This window comes from Actinoallomurus purpureus (assembly GCF_024055795.1).
Taxonomy (GTDB): domain Bacteria; phylum Actinomycetota; class Actinomycetes; order Streptosporangiales; family Streptosporangiaceae; genus Actinoallomurus; species Actinoallomurus purpureus.
Genome location: NZ_JAMXMY010000033.1, coordinates 11768 through 26019 on the forward strand (window position 1 = coordinate 11768; position 14252 = coordinate 26019).

Genomic DNA, 14252 nt, shown 5'->3' on the forward strand with positions numbered 1-14252 from the left:
ATGCCCGGAAGCCCCCTTCGGGCGAACGACCCAGAGCGCGTGGGGGCGTACGCCCTCACCGGCCGCCTCGGCGAGGGCGGTCAGGGGGTCGTGTACCTCGGCCAGGCGCCGGACGGCCGACAGGTCGCCGTCAAGCTCCTGCACGCGCAGTTCAGCGGGGACACCAAGGTGCGAGCCCGGTTCGCCGGGGAGCTCTCCAGCGCCAAGCGGGTGGCGCCGTTCTGCACGGCGCGGATCCTCGACGCCGACGTCGAGGGCGACACGCCGTACCTGGTGAGCGAGCTCATCGACGGTCCGTCGCTGCGCCAGGTGGTCGACGCGGAGGGTCCCCGCTCGGGCGAGGCCCTGCAGCGCCTGGCGATCGGCACGGTGACCGCCCTCGCGGCCATCCACGAGGCCGGCATCGTCCACCGTGATTTCAAACCGTCCAATGTGCTGCTCGCCGCGGACGGGCCCCGGGTGATCGACTTCGGCATCGCCCGTGCCCTGGACGCCACCGGCACCCTGTCGAGCACGGCCGTGGGCACGCCGTCGTACATGTCGCCCGAGCAGATCTCCGGGCACCTCGTCGGCCCGCCGACGGACGTGTTCGCGTGGGCCTGCACGATGGTGTTCGCCGCGACGGGCTCGCCGCCGTTCGGCCAGGACTCCATCCCGGCGGTGATGAACCGCATCCTGTCCCAGGAGCCGTACCTGGGAATGCTCATGGGGCCGCTCCGGGAGATCGTCGCGGCGTGCCTGTCGAAGGACCCGAACCGGCGGCCCACCGCCCAGATGATCCTGCTGCGCCTGCTCAGTCTCGAAGGCGTCGTCCTGCCGGGCGCCGGGACCCCGGCCCCCACCACCATGCTGCAGGAGGGCGCCCACGTGGCGGCCGAGGGCAGGCCGTCGGGCGAGTGGGCGGCCCCGGTCCCCTACTCCCCGTCAGGCGACACGCCGCCGCCCGGACCGTACGGGAGCGGCACGCCGGGTCCCTACGGGGGCGACACGCACCCGTCCGGTCCCTACGGGGGCAACACGCACCCGTACGGCCCGCCGACGCCGTACGACCCCTACCGGCCCGCCGGAGACCCGACTCCGCCGCCGTACCCGCCGACGACGCCCGCCCGGCGGCGGACCCGGCCCGGCGTCGTCGCGGCCATCGCCGCCGGGGCGGTGGTGCTGATCGCGACCAGCGCGGTGGCGGCGGTCGAGCTCATCCCCCACCACGGCTCGAAGCCGACCCCCGGCCCGACCGGCCGGGCCGGCGGCAACTTCCGGATGGCGATGTACTCCCCGGAGGCGATCGACCCGTCCAACGCCGTACTCACCGCGGACGTGTTCGCGGCCGAGAACCTCTTCACCGGCCTGACCACGATCACGCCCAACGGCACGGTCGCCAAGGCGCTCGCCACGGAGATGACGCCCAACGCCGGCTGCACGCAGTGGCACTTCACGATCAAGCAGGGCACCACCTTCAGCGACGGTCAGCCCGTCGACGCCGCCGCCTTCGTCCGCGGCTGGAGCCGCGCCGCGCGCGGTAAGGGCATGGGCTACCTGATGACCGGCATCCAGGGCTACCCCGACGTCGTGTCGGGCAGGAGCAGCTCGATGTCGGGCGTCGTGGCGGAGGGCACCGGCGCGCTTCGGGTCACCCTGACCAAGGCCGACTGCGACTTCGCCATGCGGGTGGCCACCCCGCCGTTCGCGCCGGTCCCGTCGTCCGCCGGCGAGGCGACGAACACCACGTTCAACAACCGGCCGATCGGCAACGGCCCGTTCAAGGTGAGCGAGTACACCGCGAACAGCCGGCTGGTGCTCGCCCGGAACGACTCCTACGCCTTCGCCAAGCCGAAGCTCGACACGGTCACCGTCACCCTCGTCTCCGACCTCGCCCCGGCGGTGGCGGGCTTCGACGGCGGCCAGTACGACTGGGTCCAGGTCGAGGGGGCGTCGATCAACACCGCCCGCGCCCGCCACACCGCGGACCACAAGCTCGTCCACGCCTCGTCCACCACCATGACGTACCTCGCGCCGATCACGGACAACGGGCCGATGAAGTCCAAGGAGGCGCGGCTCGCCGTCTCCTACGCCCTCGACCGGAACGCCCTGACCACCGCCCTCGCCCAGGGCTTCGCTCCGGCGACCTCCCTGGTGCCGCCCGCGGTCCCCGGCGCCTACGTCAACGGCTGCGCCGCCTGCACCTACAACGCCACGCAGGCCAAGACGCTGGCCGCACAGGCGGGGCTGCCCCCCGGCTCGAAGGTGACCCTCACCTCCAGCGACCTGGCCACCTACACGCAGCTGGTCACGGTGGTGCAGAACCAGCTGAAGACGGTGCTGGGCTGGGAAGTGCAGATACGCAGGCTGCAGACCACCAAGTTCTACCAGGACCTGTCCGGCAAGAGCGCCGTGGGCCTGTACCGGTTCTCCTGGGCTGCCGACTATCCCTCGGCCGAGAGCGTCCTCGACGCGCTGCTGGCCAGCGACAACATCCAACGCAAGAGCGACGGATCCATCACCGGGACCAACTACACGCGGTACCACAGTTCGGCCTTTGACGCCGCCCTGAACAGCGCCCGCGCCACCCCCGACGCGACCCAGCGCACCCAGCGGCTGCAGGCGGCCGAGAAGATCGCACTCGACGACATGGCGATCATCCCGCTGTACTCCCACACGACGTACCGGCTCGCCGACACCACGTCCTTCGTCGGCCTGGACATGGACTACACCGGTTTCCCGGTGCTCACCACGACCGCGCACAAGTGACGATGGCGGTCAGGGGGTGGCTGGGAGCCTTCCGGCCTGCGGCCGGCCGGTCCGCGTGCGGCGGCCGCCGGTGGCGGAGCGTGGCCGTCAGGCGTGCGGGAGGTGCACGGTGACGATGGCGGTCAGAGATCAGGCGTGCGGGAGGCGCACCGTGACGATGAGGCCGCCGTCCTCGCGCGGCGTGGCGATGACCGTCCCGCCGTGCGCGCCGACCACCGACCGCACGATGGACAGGCCCAGACCCGCCCCCTTGGACGACTCGATCCGGTCGGTGTTGAGCCGGCGGAACGGCTCGAACAGGCTCTGCACCTCATAGGCGGGCACCACCGGGCCGGTGTTCTCGACCTGGCAGGTCGCCCAGCCCTCCAGAACGCCCGTGCGGACGACCACCGTCCCGTCGTCGACGTTGTGGCGCATCGCGTTGTCCACGAGGTTCGACACCAGATGCTCGAGCAGCACCGGATCCCCCACGGTGGGCGCCTCGGTGAGCTCCGGCTTGACCTCGATGTCCGGCCGGTCGGTCCGGCCCCCCGTCTTGAGCACCGTCGAGGCGACCTCGCCCAGGTCCACCTCCGTGCGGGTGGTCAGCTCCCGTTCGCTGCGGGCCAGGAGGAGCAGGCCCTCGATCAGCCGTTCGTGCCGGGCGTTGTTCGCCAGGAGGGTCTTGCCGACCGTCTTCAGGTCCTCCGACGCCTCCGGGTCGGAGACCGCGACCTCCAGCAGGGTCCGGTTGATGGCGAGCGGGGTGCGCAGCTCGTGCGAGGCGTTGCTCACGAACCGCCGCTGCGTGTCGAACGCCTGGCTCAACCGGTCGAGCATGGCGTCGAACGTGTCGGCCAGCTCCTTGATCTCGTCCTCGGGGCCCTTCATGGCGATGCGCTGGTGCATGGTGCTCTCGGAGAGCTTGCGGGCGGTCGCCGTCACCTTCTGCAGCGGTGCGAGCGCCCGGTCGGCGACGAACCAGCCGAGGGCCAGCGCGATGAGCCCCACCCCGAGCAGCGCGAACGCCGACTGGGTGATCAGCCGGTGCTGGACCCCGTCGATGAAGGCGCTGCGGATCTCGTTGGCCTGCTGCTGCGTCAGCCCGCCCGGCTCGGTCGGCTGCACGGAGAACGGCAGCCCCTCCAGGATGTTGGTGACCAGGACGTACGCGACCATCAGCAGGAGGAACCCCGCGGCGAAGAACAGCCCGCCGTACAGCAGGGTGAGCCGCAGCCGCACCGTCAACCGGCGCGGCAGGGAGCCCTGCGAGGGGATCAAAGACGGTACCCCGCGCCGGGAACGGTCTCGATGACCTGCGGCTCACCGAGTTTCTTGCGAAGCGTCATCATCGTCACCCGCACCACGTTGGTGAACGGATCGATGTTCTCGTCCCAGGCCTTCTCCAGCAGCTGCTCGGCGCTGACCACGGTGCCCTGCCCCCGCATCAGCACCTCGAGGACGGCGAACTCCTTGGGCGTCAGGTCGACCGGCCGGCCCTCACGGGTGACGGCGCGGCGCGCGGGATCGAGCCGCACGCCGCCCCGCTCCAGCACGGGCGGCAGCGGCGGTGCGGAACGTCGGCCCAGCGCGCGGATCCGGGCGATCAACTCGGCGAAGGCGAACGGTTTGGCGAGGTAGTCGTCAGCCCCGATGGACAGCCCCTCGACCTTGTCGTCCAGCTCGCCCGCCGCGGTCAGCATGAGGACGCGGACCGTGGCCCCGTCGGCGACGAGGCTCCGGCAAACCTCGTCGCCGTGGACCCGCGGCAGATCGCGGTCCAGCACGACCACGTCGTAGTCGTTGACGCTGGTCCGCTCCAGCGCGCTGGCGCCGTCGTACGCGACGTCGACGGCCATCGCCTCGCGCCGCAGCCCGGTGGCGATGGTGTCGGCGAGTACGCGCTCATCCTCGACGACCAGGACTCTCACCCGTTTCCACCCCCTGGAAAGCCACGCGCTGGACCGGCACTCTCAGTTATGCCACAGCACACGTAAGTCCCTGATAAGCCCGTCCAGGATATTCAAAGGTTTACCGCGAACACGGTCCTGGGTAGGGGTGGCAGACGACCTATCGAGAGGAGACCGCGTGGGCGAGTTGACGGCCACGATCCACCGGCGTCTGTCCGATGCGTACGATTCGCTTCGGACGGCCCGCGACACTGGCGACGATCTCCTGGTCGATGCCCAGCAGGCAGAGATCGACGACCTGCGGCGCACGGCCGCCGACCACGGGATCGACCTCCCGCACTGCGGCTGAGTGGTGCCGCGCGACGCGGCACCGACCTTCTGAACAGACGTCCGGGGGCCTCGCACCTGAGGGTGCGAGGCCCCCGCGCGTCGGCAGGGCCGCACGGCCGGAGGGCCGCACGGACGGCCGTCAGGACCCCAGGACGTCACGCAGCCGGGCCGCGTACGCGCGCGGGTGGCTCGTGTTGCCGTTGTGGCCGCCGGGGAACTCGGCGATCTCCGTGCCCACCAGCGTCGCCAGCTCCTGGGCGCAGCGGTGGTCGAAGACGGTGCGCGGCGTCTCCCGGCCCGCGGCGGGCACGATGCGGGTCGTCGTACCGCGCAACGCGGTGACGTCGAGGGTGTCGCGGATGACCGCCGTGAAGTCGCGGGCGATGAAGAAGTCGAAGTTGGCCCTGCGGGTGTCGGTCATCGGGGCCGGGGTCCGGTCGGGCTCGGCGGTCGGGTCGGACGGGTCGATGCCGAGGACCTCGGCGATGAGCTTGAAGGCCGCGGCCAGCCCCTCGCGCCGGTACACCTCCTGGAGCTCGGCGAGCTCACGCTCGTGGTGCCCGCGCTCGGCCTCGGGCAGCAGCCGTGGTGCGACCGGCTCGTGCGCGATGAGGGTCGAGATCTGTTCGGGGTGGTCGACGGCCAGGTGCAGGCCGATGACCGCGCCGAGGCTGCAGCCGAGCATGGCCACCGGCTCGTCGGTCAGCGACGCGAGCAGCCGGTGCACGTCGTCCGCGTGCTCGGCCATCGTCACGCCGGCTCCGGCGTCGTCCAGGACGCTGCGGGACAGGCCGCGCCGGTCATAGGTGACGACCGTGTGGTCCTCCACCAGCCGATCGACCAGGTCGACGCTGCGGTCGGCGTCGCCCTCACCGCTCTGGGAGATCAGCAGCATGGGGCCGGACCCACGGATCCGGTAGTGGAGGTCGGCGCCGGGAACGCGGAGCGAGCTCGAGATCGTCATCGGGGGGGGTCCTTTCACCAGGAGGAGGGCCGTGCGCGCTCCCGTTGACGAGAACCATAACCCATCTAAATAGATGCATCAAGTTCAGATGCATCTATTTAGATGTTATTTGTGAGAGCGTCTCATCCCAATCTGGTGCGTCTCCAGGTGCTCGGTGCCCCCTCAGCCGCGGGCGGCGCCCGCCTCCGCGAGGAGGTCGTGCAGCGGGCCGAACAGGCCCGGTCCGGCGGCGATCGTGAGCTCCGGGCTCGGCGGCTCACCGTTCAGGCCGCCGACGGTTCCGCCGGCCTCTCGGACCACGAGCGCGCCGGCGGCGAAGTCCCATTCCTGAGGTCCGCGCTCGTAATAGGCGTCGACGCGGCCCGCGGCCACGGAGCACAGGTCCACGGCGGCCGAGCCGGAGCGCCGGATGTCGCGGACGCGCGGCAGCACGCGCTGCAGGGTCTCGGCCTGGTGGGCGCGGCGGTCGACGGCGTATCCGAATCCGGTCGCGACGAGGGCCTTGTCCAGGGTGACCCCGGTGTTGCACCCCAGCCGCCGGGTCGAACCGTCCTCCCGCACCAGGGTCGCTCCCCGCCCGCGCGCGGCGGTGAACAGCTCCCCGCGCATGGGCACGGCGACGACGCCGACCACCACCTCGCCGTCGACCTCGGCGGCGATGCTGACGGACCAGTCGGGCAGGCCGTACAGGTAGTTGACCGTGCCGTCGATCGGGTCGACGATCCAGCGGACGCCGCTCGACCCGCCGCTCGCGCCGCTCTCCTCACCGAGGAAGGCGTCGCCGGGGCGGGCGGCCCGGATGCGGTCGATGATGAGCCGCTCGGACGCCTTGTCCATCTCGGTGACGACGTCGGTCGAGCTGGACTTGGTGTACGCGACGCCGAGATCGGCCGGCCGCTTGTCGACGAGCATGACGGAGGCGACCTCCGCCGTACTGATCGCCAGTTCGAACAGGTCCTGCACGTTCCCCCCTAGTGGATCACCGCGGGCGTGGTGCGTCCGTGGATCGTCAGCCGGTGCGGCGGCAGTGGTCGCCGGCGCAGTGGTCGGAGCGCGGCCCCAGGCTCCCCAGCGCCGGCCGTTCGGTGCCGTCGCGTTCGAGGAGCAGCTCGCGGACCATCGCGACGAACCGGGGATGGGTGCCGGGCGTGGCCGCCCGCTCGATCCGCAGCCCGAGGCGGCCGGCCAGTTCCTCGGCCTCGACGTCGAGGTCGTACCTGACCTCCATGTGGTCGGAGACGAACCCGACGGGGACGATGACCGCCGCGCGGACACCCTCGGCGTGGATCTTCCCCAGGTGGTCGAGGATGTCCGGCTCCAGCCACGGCACGCTCGGCGGGCCGCTCCGGCTCTGGTACACGAGGTCCCAGGGACGGCCCTGCGCCACGACCGCGGAGACGTCGTTCAGCTCCGCGACGTACGCCTCGCGGCCCGGCTGGGCGAGCGGCACGCTGTGGGCGGTGAAGATCAGGCGGGCCTCGTCGCGCAGTTCGGCGGGCAGCCGGTCGAGAGCGGCCCGGGTGTTCTCGATCACCGGCTCGACGAAGCCGGGGTGGTTGTAGTAGATCCGGAGCTTGTCCACCTCAGGGGCGTCCTCGACCTCGTCGCGCGCCCGGTCGATGTCCTCGAGGTACTGCCGGCAGCAGGAGTAGCCGCTGTAGGCGGAGGTCACGAACGCCGCCGCCCGGCGTACGCCGTCTTCCTTCATCCGCCGCAGCGTGTCGGCGAGGAGGGGGTGCCAGTTGCGGTTGCCCCAGTAGACCGGCAGGTCGAGGCCGTGCGCGGCGAAGTCGGCCTCGATGGCGGCCTTGAGGTCACGGCACTGCTGGTTGATCGGGCTGGCCCCGCCGAAGTGGTCGTAGTGCTCGGCCACGGCCTCGAGGCGTGCGCGCGGGACGCCCCTGCCCCGGGTGACGTTCTCCAGGAACGGCATGACGTCCTCGGGCTTTTCGGGCCCGCCGAAGGACAGCAACAGCAGCGCGTCGTACGGCATGCCCCCATCCAACCAGCCGCGCGCCGGTGCCCGGGCCCGGCCCGTCAGGAGCTCAGGAGTAGCGGCGGGCGTACGCGCGGGCCAGGGACAGGACGTTGTCGACGTACGTCTGCGAGTGGTTGTAGGCCCAGACGGCGCGGGACAGGCCGCTGCCGCCGCGCCCGGCGCCACTCGCGCACAGGTACTTCGCCGCCGCGGGAACGGCGTCATAGGGGTTCATGATGTCGGCCTTGCCGTCGCCGTCGCCGTCGACGCCGTAGATGCGCCACGTGGCCGGCATGAACTGCATCGGGCCGAGCGCTCCGGCGCTCGACGGGCCGGCGTTGCGTCCGTGGTCGCTCTCGATCTGGCCGATGGCGGCCAGCACCGTCCAGGACAGTCCCGCGCAGACGCCGGCGGACTGCTGGTACAGCGCGAGGTAGGTGCCGGGGCGACCGGCCGACGGCTTCTGCTGCCGCGCGGGCTGCCCCTGCGGCTGCGTCGCGGACTGGTGCAGGTCGATCACCTGGCTGTGCGCGCCGACGAGCCGGCGCAGCCGCGACCCGAGGCCGTTCAGGTCGGCGCCGGGCGCGTTGACGAGGAAGGCGATGTCGTGGACCAGCCCGATCTTCCGCCCCGTCTCCCGTCCGACGAGCACGTTGATGCCGGGCAGGCCCAGCGAGCCGGACCCGCCCATCGTGACGAACAGCTGCGTCCTGCCGAGAACCGGGTACTGCATCGCCTCGCGCAGTCCGAGCTGCTGCTGGACGTCGCCTGAGACGACGAACCGGTCCTGGGCGAGCGCGTTCCACAGCCCGTCGTCCTTCGCGGTGCCGGGCGGGGTCCAGGAGCGGAAGGCCGACGGGTCCACGGCGAACATGTTCACCCGGCCGCCCTGCAGCTGCACCGCCCCGGCGTCCACGGTGATCACGTCCCGTACTCGCTTGACGTGGGAGACCTCGCGCAGCTTCCCTGCGGTCACCGGGCGGTCGGCGACGACGAGGAAGTCGGGGTCCACGACGCGTTTGAGCGCGGCGGGCTGCTCGGTGGTCGGCACGATCGTGGTGACGGACCGGTTCCCCGCGCCGTCCCGTGACCCCGCCGCGCGCCCGCCCTTGTGCGCCGTCTTCGGGGCGGCCGTCACGAGGTAGACCGCGCCGCTCGCGGCGGTAGCGGTGGCGGCCAGGGCGATGGCCGCCACGGCGGCCGGGAGTCCTCTTCGAACGAAGCGTCTCATCGCTACTCCCAACGATCGGACCCGGACGGTAGTTACCCACAACTCGACCAGACTCCGACAGGTACGGTTCTTGGGGTTGCCGAGGCCAGGCACAACGTGAGTAAATTTCGCCTTATGCCCCCCGTGACACCTCAGACCTGGCGAAATTGGGCCGGTAACCAGCGCGCCACCCCCCGGCGCGTGGTGACGCCCCGATCCGCCGCGGACGTCGCCTCCGCCATCAAGGCCGCGGCCGCCGCCGGACTGACGGTCCGGATGGCCGGCGCCGGGCACTCCTTCACTGGCGCCGCCGTCACCGAGGGCCTGCTGCTGCGGCCCGAGGGCCTCACGGAGCTGCGATCGGTCGACACCGCCACCGGCCTCGTCACCGCCGAGGCGGGCATGCCGCTGAAGGTGTTCAACGAGCAACTGGCGCTGCACGGCCTCGCACTCGCCAACATGGGCGACATCCAGGAGCAGACCCTCGCCGGGGCGACCCAGACCGCCACCCACGGCACCGGGCGCGACGCCGCCGGGCTGGTGTCACAGATCGCCGGGCTCGAACTCGTCCTCGCCGACGGCAGCCGCGTGACCTGCTCACGCGAGGAGCGGCCCGAACTGTTCGACGCGGCCCGCGCCGGCCTCGGCGCGCTCGGCGTCGTCACCGCCATCACCTGGCAGACCGTGCCCGCGTTCCTGCTGCAGGCGCGGGAGGAGCCGATGAAGTGGGACGAGGTCCTCGGGCGGCTGGACGAACTCGCGGCCGACAACGAGCACTTCGAGTTCTACTGGTTCCCGCACACCGACGGCTGCCTGATCAAGCGCAACAACCGGGTCTCCGGACCGGCCCGGCCGCTGGGGCGGTTCCGGCACTGGATGGACGACGAGTTCCTGTCCAACTCGGTGTTCGAGGTCGCGAACCGCGTCGCCAACCGATTCCCCGGCACCATCACGACGATCAACGGAGTGTCCGCGCGGGCCCTCGGCGCCCGGACGTACACCGACGTGTCGCACAAGGTCTTCACCAGCCCGCGACGGGTGCGCTTCAAGGAGCAGGAGTACGCGATCCCGCGCGAGGAACTGGCCGACGCCCTCCGGGAGGTCCGGGCGCTCATCGAACGCCGGGGCTGGCGGATCTCCTTCCCCATCGAGGTGCGCCTGCTGCCGGCGGAGGACGCCTGGCTGTCCATGGCGTACGGGCGGGACAGCGCCTTCATCGCGATCCACGTGTACCACGCGACCCCGCACGAGGAGTACTTCCGCGCGGTGGAGGAGGTCCTGACGCCGCTCGGCGGCCGTCCGCACTGGGGAAAGCTGCACACTCGCGACGCCTCGTACCTGGAAGGGGCCTATCCCCGGTTCGGCGACTTCCTCGCGCTACGCGACCGGCTCGACCCCGAACGCCGCTTCGCCAACCGCTATTCGACGCAGGTCTTCGGCACCTGAAGGACGTAGACTCCCCGTGAGTTGCATCCCGCTCGCGCGGCGTGCACGTCCCTTGTGCTCCGACCGGTAACCGCGTAGACCCCCGAACCGTCAGCATCCACCATCTTCCACCCGCGTTCCGTCACAGCGCCCCCGTGAGCCACACCAAGAGGGACGGCATCACGCGGCAAAGGATCCACAAGAATCGTTAAGCCCCACGTCGCCACCCCTCTTGAGCAGGCAAGCTGGGGCGACACTGCGGGAACTTGACAAGGATCACGTCGCGAGGGCGGCGATGTTCGGACATGCCGGGTACGGTGCTGGCGGGCAGGTGCGTCCTGACGCGAGACTGGTAGGACCGGGGGAAGGGCACGCATGCGCCCCGAGCCGCGTCGGACAGGGCACGAAAGGACACGCATGCAGGAGCTGCGCCTCGTCGCGGTCAGTGAGGACGGGTCGTACCTCGTCCTTGCCACCGCGGGACGGGGCACCCGGTTCACGCTGCCTATCGACGATCGGCTGCGCGCCGTGGTCCGTGGGCATTTCTCCCGCCTCGGCCAGTACGAGATCGAAGTGGAGAGTCCTTTGCGTCCCAAGGAGATCCAGGCTCGTATCCGCGCTGGAGAGACCGCGGAAGAGATCGCCGAAACGGCCGGCATCCCGGTGGAGCGTGTCCGCTGGTTCGAGGGACCGGTTCTCCAGGAGCGCGAGTACATGGCCCAGCAGGCCCAGCGCGTGCCCATCCGCCGCCCCGGCGAGTCCTCCCCCGCCCCGGCCCTCGGTGAGATCGTCGAGGAGCGTCTCGGCCGGCGCGGCATCGACCTGGAAGAGGTCGAGTGGGACTCCCGTAAGTGCGAGGACTCCACCTGGCGGGTCAGTCTCTCCTTCTACTACGACGGCCGTCCCTATTCCGCCGAGTGGGCGTACGACCCCCGGCGCCGGCACCTCTCGGCCGTGAACGACGAGGCCGCGCGACTGTCCTCGCTCGACCTCGACGAGTCCGTCGACGACACGGTCACCCCGTTCCTGCCGCGCCGCGCCATGAAGGTCGTCGGCGATCCCCTACGCGACCAGGCTCCGCCGCCCGCTCCCGTTCCGGTCCCCGCGCCCAGCCGATACGAGGAATTCCCGGCCGACGAACCGGTCGTCTTCCGCGAGGTCCCCAAGCCGGCGCCCGAGGAGCCCGCCGCGTTCGCCCCGCGCCCGCGCGAGGCCCGCCCGGAGATCGTGGCCAGGCCGCAGGAGCTGCCCGCGCCCACCCGGCCCGCTCCCCCGGCCCCCGAGCCCGCGCCCGCGCCCGCCAGGCCGGAGCCCGTCGCGCCGCCCGCCGCCGAACACACCCCGGCCAGGCCCGAGCCGATCGCCCGGCCCGCCGCCGAGCCGGCCCCGGTCGAGCCCGAACCGGTCAGCCCGCCCGCCGCCGAGCGTGCCCCGATCGAGCCCGAACCGGCCGCGGCGGAGGCGGCCGAGCAGGAGCAGCCGGAACAGGAGGCCGCCGAGGCCAGGCCGCAGGCTCCCAAGCCGATCGGGCCGAAGCCGCTGGGGCCGAAGCCGCTCAAGGCCGAACCGGCCGCTACGACCAAGCCCGCCGTGGCGAAGCCCGCCGCGGCCCAGAAGCCGGCCCAGGCGAGGCCCGCCGCGCAGAAACCGGCCGCGCAGAAGCCCGCGCAGAAGCCCGCGGAGAAGCCGGCCGAGAAGGTCGCCGACCGCCCGGCCGCGGCCGCCGCGAAGCCCGCGACACCGCCCGCCGCCCCGGAGAAGCGTCCGCCCGCCCGGAAGAAGGCCCGCAGCAAGCGCGCCTCCGTCCCGTCCTGGGACGAGATCATGTTCGGCGCCCGCCGCCCCGAGTAACGCGGCCACCGGCACCGGCGGCCACGGCTCCGTGGCCTGCCCGGTGTGTTCCTATGCCGCGTCCGATGCCGTCCCCGACGACGGCGTGCGTGCGACGTTCCAGAACACCGGTACCGCGCTGTCGATCGGCGGAGGCTGACGAGTGAATGACATCTGGGAAGAGTCGGTCGAGCGCTTCACGGCGTACTTGCCGAAATCCGTGTCGACCTGGCTGGTGATCATCGATACCGCCGCCCACGCACGCCTGGCGGCATCCCTGCTACCCCGGCTCGGCGACGATGTGCGGGTCCTCCGTCTCGGCCAGGTGTCCGTCGACGAGGTACGGGCCGCGGCACTCGAGTACGTCGACCAGGACCACGTCGGCCTCATCGGTTTCCACGCCCGGAAGTATCCCGAGTACCAAGAGGCCCTGGTGCGCTTCGCCGACTGGCCCAGCCGCCGCGTGGCGCTGTGCCTCGAGGTCTGGGACGACAACTTCGCCGCACTTTTCGCCGAGGATCCGCAGGAGGTGGCCCGTCGGTGCGACGGGCTACGCCGACAGTTGACCGGCGAACGGACGCTCACCTATCGAGCCGCCGACGACGCGGCCGAGCGGCTCTCCTTCGAATGCGCGCCGGACGACTGGGTCGCCTACAGCGGGCTGGAGGACTACGACTACCTCCTGCCCAGCGGGGAGGTCGCGTGCGTCCCGGAGAGTGCGAGCGGCACCCTGCCGGTCGAAGGGTGGATCATCGGGACCATCCCATTCGGCAAGAAGTACGGCCGGATCCGCCCGGGTGACCTCACCGTCCGCATCGAGAACGGCCAGGCGACCGGCGTCACCGGGCGTAACACCGAACTCTGCCGGGACCTGGAGATGGCGTTCGACCGACTGCCGGGGGTGCGTTCGATCGGCGAGCTCGGGATCGGCCAGTCGAAGGCCGTCACCGAAGTGGCCAGATCGCACAAGGCGGCGTTCACCTGGCACGAGCGCAACTACGGAGTGCACATCGGGTTCGGCGCCGAGCTGAGCGAGACCGCCGACCCCGACCAGCGGGCCACCGCTCACCATCTGGACGTCGTACTCTCCCGCGGGCGGCTGACCGGCCAGGCGGGACCGCTGCTGAGCTGGTGACCGCGCGGCACGGCATGCCGAGGCATGGCCGCGTCAGGAGTACGGGAACAGGGGCGGCTCACTGCGCCTGGGCGCCACCGAAGCCGTGACGCATGACCCGGAGAAGTTGCCGTGCGTGGTCTGTGCCGGTAGCCGCGATGGCTGCCGCGCTCGTCAGAGCGAGCAGGTCGTCCACGCCGAGGCCGGTGTCCACGGCACCGGCCTGTTGGGCTCGGGTGAGCAGCTTCTCCGCGGTCGACCGCATGGCCCGGTGCCAGTCATCGAACAACTCGGTACGGCGCTCGTCGTTGTTCTCGGTCCCGGCGAGCGCCAGGTCGCGCTTGGTGGCGACATGGACGACGAAGTCGTCGAGCCAGGTGAACAGAGCCTCTCCCGCCGAGTCGGCCTCGAGCAGAGCGGCGCCCTGCTCGCAGAGCGCCGTCACCTCGTCCGCGTACACCGCCACGATCAGGTCGCGGCGGGTCGGAAAATGTCGGTAGAGCGTCGCGTTGCCGACCCCCGCCCGGCGGGCCACCTCGTCCAACGCGACGTCGGGCCCGCGTTCGTCGAAGAGCTCTTTCGCCGCCGCGAGCAGCGCCTGGGCGTTCCGGGCAGCGTCCGTCCTGCGCGGCCGCCGCGAGGCCGCCGGCTCGCTCGGATGCGCCATCCTCGCCTCCTCGTTGCGAAATGGGGACTTCCCCACTTATCGTACGCGAAGTGGGGAGCTCCCCACATCACCGTCCGGCCGTCCGCCGACCGGCCGA

12 protein-coding genes are annotated in these 14252 nt (G+C 71.5%); 5 read left to right on the plus strand and 7 right to left on the minus strand.

All coding sequences use genetic code 11. The features are described 5' to 3' along the window. Positions 1 to 2748 carry an ABC transporter substrate-binding protein gene (locus NE236_RS39800; RefSeq protein ID WP_252847478.1) on the plus strand — a complete coding sequence of 916 codons (2748 nt, stop codon included), beginning with the start codon at positions 1 to 3 and terminating at the stop codon, positions 2746 to 2748. Between the two features lie 129 nt (positions 2749 to 2877). Here the strand turns inward: NE236_RS39800 and NE236_RS39805 are convergent, their stop codons facing one another. Beyond that, the gene (locus tag NE236_RS39805; RefSeq protein WP_252847479.1) at positions 2878 to 4008 is read right to left on the minus strand and encodes a sensor histidine kinase; all 1131 of its coding nucleotides are present in this window, start codon (positions 4006 to 4008) and stop codon (positions 2878 to 2880) included. Further along, entirely contained in the window at positions 4005 to 4658 is a 654-nt protein-coding gene (locus NE236_RS39810) for a response regulator transcription factor (protein WP_252847480.1), read from the minus strand. Before NE236_RS39810 ends, NE236_RS39805 begins: the two co-directional genes overlap by 4 nt. Positions 4659 to 4815: 157 nt before the next feature. Between NE236_RS39810 and NE236_RS39815 the strand changes: the two genes are divergently transcribed. Beyond that, complete coding sequence (locus NE236_RS39815; protein WP_252847481.1) at positions 4816 to 4986, plus strand: hypothetical protein; 171 nt, start codon at positions 4816 to 4818, stop codon at positions 4984 to 4986. A 120-nt stretch (positions 4987 to 5106) separates the two neighbouring features. Here the strand turns inward: NE236_RS39815 and NE236_RS39820 are convergent, their stop codons facing one another. The 4 genes from NE236_RS39820 to NE236_RS39835 all read right to left on the minus strand — a co-directional run bounded on the left by NE236_RS39820 (position 5107) and on the right by NE236_RS39835 (position 9140). Beyond that, complete coding sequence (locus tag NE236_RS39820; protein ID WP_252847482.1) at positions 5107 to 5931, minus strand: alpha/beta fold hydrolase; 825 nt, start codon at positions 5929 to 5931, stop codon at positions 5107 to 5109. Between the two features lie 162 nt (positions 5932 to 6093). Beyond that, positions 6094 to 6894, minus strand: a complete 801-nt coding sequence (locus tag NE236_RS39825) for an inositol monophosphatase family protein (RefSeq protein ID WP_308209211.1) — start codon at positions 6892 to 6894, stop codon at positions 6094 to 6096. A gap of 46 nt (positions 6895 to 6940) precedes the next feature. After that, positions 6941 to 7924, minus strand: coding sequence for a ferrochelatase (locus tag NE236_RS39830; protein WP_252847483.1), 984 nt, complete (start codon positions 7922 to 7924; stop codon positions 6941 to 6943). A 52-nt stretch (positions 7925 to 7976) separates the two neighbouring features. Continuing rightward, positions 7977 to 9140: a lytic transglycosylase domain-containing protein gene (locus tag NE236_RS39835; protein WP_252847484.1), complete on the minus strand. Its 1164-nt coding sequence runs from the start codon at positions 9138 to 9140 to the stop codon at positions 7977 to 7979. 114 nt (positions 9141 to 9254) lie between these two features. Here NE236_RS39835 and NE236_RS39840 point away from each other — a divergent pair, with 114 nt between their 5' ends. The 3 genes from NE236_RS39840 to NE236_RS39850 all read left to right on the plus strand — a co-directional run bounded on the left by NE236_RS39840 (position 9255) and on the right by NE236_RS39850 (position 13509). Then, positions 9255 to 10565 (plus strand): D-arabinono-1,4-lactone oxidase, encoded by a 1311-nt coding sequence (locus NE236_RS39840; protein ID WP_252847485.1) that lies wholly within the window; start codon positions 9255 to 9257, stop codon positions 10563 to 10565. 396 nt (positions 10566 to 10961) lie between these two features. Beyond that, positions 10962 to 12395, plus strand: coding sequence for a septation protein SepH (sepH, locus tag NE236_RS39845; protein WP_252847486.1), 1434 nt, complete (start codon positions 10962 to 10964; stop codon positions 12393 to 12395). Positions 12396 to 12537: 142 nt separating this feature from the next. Further along, a complete protein-coding gene (locus tag NE236_RS39850) occupies positions 12538 to 13509 on the plus strand; it encodes a M29 family metallopeptidase (protein WP_252847487.1) in 972 nt (323 codons plus the stop codon). Between the two features lie 58 nt (positions 13510 to 13567). On the opposite strand, the gene NE236_RS39855 is transcribed toward NE236_RS39850, so the two are convergent. Continuing rightward, complete coding sequence (locus NE236_RS39855) at positions 13568 to 14155, minus strand: TetR/AcrR family transcriptional regulator (protein WP_252847488.1); 588 nt, start codon at positions 14153 to 14155, stop codon at positions 13568 to 13570. Between the last annotated feature and the right edge of the window lie 97 nt (positions 14156 to 14252).

Excerpts from the sequence above, each read along its gene's own strand:
- NE236_RS39830 (WP_252847483.1), bottom strand. The coding sequence starts at position 7,924 with ATGCCGTACGACGCGCTGCTGTTGCTGTCCTTCGGCGGGCCCGAAAAG.
- NE236_RS39820 (WP_252847482.1), bottom strand. The coding sequence starts at position 5,931 with ATGACGATCTCGAGCTCGCTCCGCGTTCCCGGCGCCGACCTCCACTAC.
- NE236_RS39855 (WP_252847488.1), bottom strand. The coding sequence starts at position 14,155 with ATGGCGCATCCGAGCGAGCCGGCGGCCTCGCGGCGGCCGCGCAGGACG.
- NE236_RS39835 (WP_252847484.1), bottom strand. The coding sequence starts at position 9,140 with ATGAGACGCTTCGTTCGAAGAGGACTCCCGGCCGCCGTGGCGGCCATC.
- NE236_RS39840 (WP_252847485.1), top strand. The coding sequence starts at position 9,255 with ATGCCCCCCGTGACACCTCAGACCTGGCGAAATTGGGCCGGTAACCAG.
- NE236_RS39800 (WP_252847478.1), top strand. The coding sequence starts at position 1 with ATGCCCGGAAGCCCCCTTCGGGCGAACGACCCAGAGCGCGTGGGGGCG.
- sepH (WP_252847486.1), top strand. The coding sequence starts at position 10,962 with ATGCAGGAGCTGCGCCTCGTCGCGGTCAGTGAGGACGGGTCGTACCTC.